Genomic DNA, 1,338 nt, shown 5'->3' on the forward strand with positions numbered 1-1,338 from the left:
GGCGAAGCCGGCCGGATGGGGGTGAACGCGCAGCGTTCCCTTCGATCCGTCTACCACGCTGTTCCCACCCAAACGCTGCTGAACGCTTCGCGTTCACCCCCATCCCAACCCTTCCCCCATCAAGGGGGAAGGGCTTGAAGAAGGACATCCCATGCCCCTGTTCCGCCCCCGTCGCCCGCCGGAGACCAAGGACTCCCGGGCCGCGCGTCTGATCGCCGTCACCACGGCCGGCCGTCCGCGCTGGACGCCGCGCGACTATGCCGCCCTGGCGTCCGAGGGGTTCGGCAAGAACCCGGTCGCCTATCGCTGCGTGCGGATGATCGCCGAGGCCGCGGCCGCCGTGCCGCTCGCCGTCTTCGTCGACGGCAAACGCGCCGACGACCATCCGTTGCGCAAGCTGCTGCAAGGCCCCAATCCCGAACAGGGCGGGGCCGATCTGATGGAGGCGTTCTTCGGGCATTTGCAGGTGGCCGGGAACGGCTATCTGGAGGCAGCTGGAAACGACGACGCCCCCACCGAGCTCTACGCCCTGCGGCCCGACCGGATGACCGTGGTGCCCGGGCCGCGCGGCTGGCCGCTGGCCTATGACTACCAGGCCGCCGGCCGCACCGCCCGGATCGGGCGCGATGCGTCGGGCTGGCTGCCGGTGCTGCACCTGCGGCTGTTCAACCCGACCGACGACCACTACGGCTTCAGCCCGCTGGAGGCGGCGGCCTTCGCGATCGACGTGCACAACGCCTCGGGCGCCTGGAACAAGGCGCTGCTCGACAATTCGGCCCGGCCGTCCGGGGCCTTGGTCTACGCCAATCGCGAGGCCGGCGACCGGCTCTCGTCCGAGCAGTTCGAGCGGCTGAAGGCCGAGCTGAGCGACGCCCACGCCGGCACGGCCAACGCCGGCCGGCCGCTGTTGCTGGAGGGCGGGCTCGACTGGCGGCCGATGTCGCTGAGCCCCGCCGACATGGACTTCATCGCCGGCAAGCACGCCGCCGCCCGCGAGATCGCCCTGGCGTTCGGCGTGCCGCCCCAGCTGCTGGGCGTGCCCGGCGACGCGACCTACGCCAACTATCGCGAGGCCAACGGCGCGTTCTGGCGCCACACCGTCGTGCCCCTGGCCGAGCGGGCGGCGCGGGCGTTGTCGGTGTGGCTGGAGCCGAAATTCCCCGGCGCGAGGATCGCCTGCGACCTGGACGCCGTGCCGGCGCTTTCCGCCGAGCGCGACGCGCTGTGGGCGCGGCTGGAGGGGGCGAGTTTTCTCACGGACGCGGAGCGGCGGCGGCTGGCGGGGTTGGAGGGGTAGCTCACCCACTTGCCCCCACCTGACGGCGAAGCCGTCAGGTG

1 protein-coding gene is annotated in these 1,338 nt (G+C 72.1%); it reads left to right on the forward strand.

The features are described from left to right. The first annotated feature begins 151 nt into the window (after positions 1-151). The gene (locus tag AC1DZ6_RS25220) at positions 152-1,297 is read left to right on the forward strand and encodes a phage portal protein (RefSeq protein WP_477099826.1); all 1,146 of its coding nucleotides are present in this window, start codon (positions 152-154) and stop codon (positions 1,295-1,297) included. The last annotated feature ends 41 nt before the right edge of the window (positions 1,298-1,338 follow it).

The organism is Caulobacter sp. P1_B12_2 (assembly GCF_056406675.1).

Excerpts from the sequence above, each read along its gene's own strand:
- AC1DZ6_RS25220 (WP_477099826.1), top strand. The coding sequence starts at position 152 with ATGCCCCTGTTCCGCCCCCGTCGCCCGCCGGAGACCAAGGACTCCCGG.